Raw genomic sequence first — 3,525 nt, forward strand, 5'->3', positions numbered from 1 at the left:
AAATCGGCCGATAAAGAAGCGCTCAGGGCAAGCCTTTGCGGGGGGACAGGATGGCTCCGGCGCTGGACAATACAACCAGGCGCCCATTCTCGTTCTTGATTTCGTCGATATGACCCACGCCCGGCACTTGCTGTCCAAGCACGGCCTCCACAACACCATTAGGTCCCTGCAGGATCGCGATTCCCTCGTAAGCTTGGCGGACGAACCAACCCTTCACTACTTTTTTGGGCACCGATGCGCTTTCGGGCAGTGTGACCGAACCGGTGGGATCACCACTGGAGGCTGCCGACGCGATCATGGGCATCGACAATGCCGGCGGCTGAGGCTGTGAATTGGCGGGAACTGGCAACGCGGCCTGGGCCTGCGCCAAATTGTCAAGCTTCGCGGTCGAGGACGAACTGACCCGCTCGATGCGGTCCAGGTTATCGGCAAATCGGCCAAATCGATCGATCGTTGCTTTGCTCGAGAGATCGACCGCGGCGCGCAGCCCGTCGAGGGTCTCAGAAACTCCGGAGACCTGTCGACGCAATTGCGCGACGGTGTCCCGGAGATTCCTGATTTCAGTGCTGGTGCTGACGCTCGTTCTGCTCGGCTGCATGGTCATATAGATTATTACGCCCGTGCAAGCGGTAATCACCAAACCGATCGCTACCGCCAGCGCGGCCAAAGGCGCCACCCAAGTCGGACGGGGCGGTGGCGGTTTGGCCACGATAACCGCTGGACGAACGTTAACGGGCGCAACGCTCGCTATTGCGATCTTATCGAGCCGCGCCTTGGCACGAATGCGCTTGAGCCCCTCGAGCGCGTCCCTTGCGCGAGCTTCGTCCGTCGCCGCTGCTGACGCATTCGTGCTTCCTGCAAAAGGCTGATCCACTCGCGTGGCGCCTTCCTTCGGTTCGCGTGCTTTCCCGGCCCCTCGGACCGACCCGGAAATATCGGCCAACTCACTCGGTGGGTCTTTATCATCGGATGGCATGTGTGAGGAGTCTCGGCTCAGTTGAATTCACCGAAGGCTAGCCGCTGAAGCTTGCCTGAAACCGGCGTTCAGAGGGCCACTGTTAAGCCCAGTGCGAGCGATACTATTCAAAACACCTCGCATGAGCGCGGCGACCATTTTCCATCACAAGGCGCCCAGAAAATCCTTTTAGGCCGGTCTTGGGCGCGGGCGTGTATCAGATTTCTAACGCGAGCGGTTTCGGAAGCCCATGCGAGACTCAGGAAACCAAGCGCTTGCCAAGACAAACCACGGCAAGAAAAGAAAGAGGCGATCTGCTCAACTAGAAAGTTTTCAACTAACAAAAGACAACCTTAAATAAATCGCCTAACTTCGAACCAAGTGATTCGCGCCAGTTGCGCGAGAAGATCGACACAGTCCAGCGGTGCTCGGAGCGGTGAGCTCCTCGGCGCAATGGTTCTAGGTCGTTCGGAGTCAGCTCTGCGTTGTCGTAAGACGCTCGCCGAGCCTCATTCGTACCGTGAAGTATCGAGTCGAAGTAACAGGCCCGCTAGCGCAGGCACTGAACGCGTATGGCTACCCGCCGATCTCACCAGAATAAACAGGCGGGGATAGTGCGTCTAACAACATGGGGCTCGTTATCCGGGCCAGGTCAGCTGACACACAGCTTGCCAAACCGGATCCGAAACAGGGGCAAGACACTGATGTATATTGTCGTTGATGATCGCGAAAGAGTCGCGAATAGCTACGTCGGCGGACTCGTTCGTGAAGGCGTCTCGTCGACCAGCTTTTCCTCCAGCGAATTCTGGGACTGGTTGCCATCTGCGAGTGAGTCAGATCTAGAGGCGGTCGACGCCTTCCTATTGGGCGAATTCGATGCGCGCGGACGTCTTCCGCCGGCGGTGCGCAAGCGATCGTCGGCTCCTATCATCGCGTTAAGTAGCCTAAAAATGCTCAAGCACACCTTGGAGCTTTTTGAAGCCGGCGTGGACGACGTGGTGCATGTCCCGATTCATCTTCGCGAAATCCTCGCCCGGACCGCGGCAATCGCTCGCCGCGGTCTTGCCGATCGGCCGCTCCCAAGCGAAAGCAGCATTCGGGTTTTCTACAACGGGCGCGATCCCGAAATCGGGGGCCGCGCCCTCGCCTTGCCACGCCGGGAATTGCGCATCGTCGAGTATATGGTCAGCAACCACGGAAAATGGCTTACGAAGACGCAGATCTTCAATGCGGTGTACGGCATATTCGAATCGACCTTCGACGAGAGCGTCATCGAGAGTCATGTGAGCAAGCTGCGCAAGAAACTTCGTGATCGCCTCGGCTTCGATGCAATCGAAGCGCGGCGATACCTTGGATATCGGCTCGACATACCCCGCCTCGATTCACCGCGAGGCGACACCCACGAAGCCGCTGATGAGCCGATGCAGGAGGTTCAGGACGTCCGAGAGGTTGGAGATGTCGGGATACTGCTGAATCGAGCGCTTGCTGGCTCGGCCACTTATTCCGCTAACGGCTGATCTTCCAGGACGAAGCACCCGCAAAGCACATCAACGATGGCCTCTGCCCCCTGCGGCCGTAGAGGCCATCGCCTTTTCAGCTCTCATACAGTCCAAGCCCGGTATATTATTTTTCCCCGAAGTGCCGCTCAGTCGGCCAAAGCCTCATCGTTTGATCGAAGCGCGCGACAGACGCAGGTGGCGGATTCGCGGCGCTCGGTTACGGCTTTCGCTGGAATTCTTCCCTCGCGACATAATTGAAATCCTCAAGCAGGACATCCTGAAGGACGTCGGCTTGCATGCGCTGGTTCACGCGCTGCTTGATACTGGCCGTAAGTATCGAGAGGTCGTACCGAGCCAGGTTCCTGAAATCCAGCCGGGAGTCCGCAAAGATTGCGCGAAACGCTTCATCCACGACGAACGGATCGGGCGGGAACGGAAGTTGCTGCATGATCCCAGGCTCGACCGTGTACACGAAGCGCGTGACGATGTAGCCCTGCACGCTTCCGTTTTCGATCATGGGAACGCTCAGGACCCGCGTCTTATGGTACTGAAGGCCCTCGGTGTGTTCCTCGTTTTGCAATAGTGTGCCGGTTTCCTTCCAATAGGCGACCGCATAGCTTGCCCCTGCGGTGAGAATACATACCCAGAGTCCAGTCAGCAGCAATCTGATCATTTGCGTTCCTGCAATGCATTGCCACTGTACGTACCATCGGACTCGGCCTCTCGTATGGCCTTCATGATTATAGCTGCCACTTCACGCGCCGCTTCCAAATGCATCTCCAGGACCGCGCGGTTTCTCTCAAGTCTCTGCCGCAATCTTTGAATTTCCCTGGCCACCTGAGCGTCGCCACCAAGATGGATTTGCCCACGCACAAGGCGGACGAATTCCAGCATGCTGCGGCTCTTCCTCATGCTGAAATCATCGAAGTCGATCTTCTTTCTGGTCTCGATTGCAATCGTTTCCTCTTCGACAAGATCGTCAAGCCTTCGGATTACGGCCAACAAGCCGCGGGCTTCGTCCGACCTGACTGGCGCGGTCGCATCAAATGCAGCCTCACTGCCCGCATCCCC

General features: G+C 57.7%; 4 protein-coding genes. 2 read left to right on the forward strand and 2 right to left on the reverse strand.

The features are described 5' to 3' along the window. Positions 1-22: 22 nt before the first annotated feature. Positions 23-976 carry a hypothetical protein gene (locus VJV58_RS14540; RefSeq protein WP_324138063.1) on the reverse strand — a complete coding sequence of 318 codons (954 nt, stop codon included), beginning with the start codon at positions 974-976 and terminating at the stop codon, positions 23-25. Between the two features lie 683 nt (positions 977-1,659). On the opposite strand from VJV58_RS14540, the gene VJV58_RS14545 reads away from it, so the two are divergent. Continuing rightward, entirely contained in the window at positions 1,660-2,472 is an 813-nt protein-coding gene (locus tag VJV58_RS14545) for a response regulator transcription factor (RefSeq protein WP_324138064.1), read from the forward strand. A gap of 199 nt (positions 2,473-2,671) precedes the next feature. Here VJV58_RS14545 and VJV58_RS14550 read toward each other — a convergent pair whose 3' ends face one another. Further along, complete coding sequence (locus VJV58_RS14550; RefSeq protein WP_324138065.1) at positions 2,672-3,127, reverse strand: hypothetical protein; 456 nt, start codon at positions 3,125-3,127, stop codon at positions 2,672-2,674. Between the two features lie 98 nt (positions 3,128-3,225). Here VJV58_RS14550 and VJV58_RS14555 point away from each other — a divergent pair. Further along, positions 3,226-3,525: hypothetical protein (locus VJV58_RS14555; RefSeq protein ID WP_324138066.1), on the forward strand; the 300-nt coding region annotated here is incomplete at its 3' end.

This window comes from Bradyrhizobium sp., from assembly GCF_035273305.1.
Taxonomy (GTDB): domain Bacteria; phylum Pseudomonadota; class Alphaproteobacteria; order Rhizobiales; family Xanthobacteraceae; genus Bradyrhizobium.

Coding starts and splice junctions, on each gene's coding strand:
- VJV58_RS14545 (WP_324138064.1), top strand. CDS start 1,660: ATGTATATTGTCGTTGATGATCGCGAAAGAGTCGCGAATAGCTACGTC.
- VJV58_RS14550 (WP_324138065.1), bottom strand. CDS start 3,127: ATGATCAGATTGCTGCTGACTGGACTCTGGGTATGTATTCTCACCGCA.
- VJV58_RS14540 (WP_324138063.1), bottom strand. CDS start 976: ATGCCATCCGATGATAAAGACCCACCGAGTGAGTTGGCCGATATTTCC.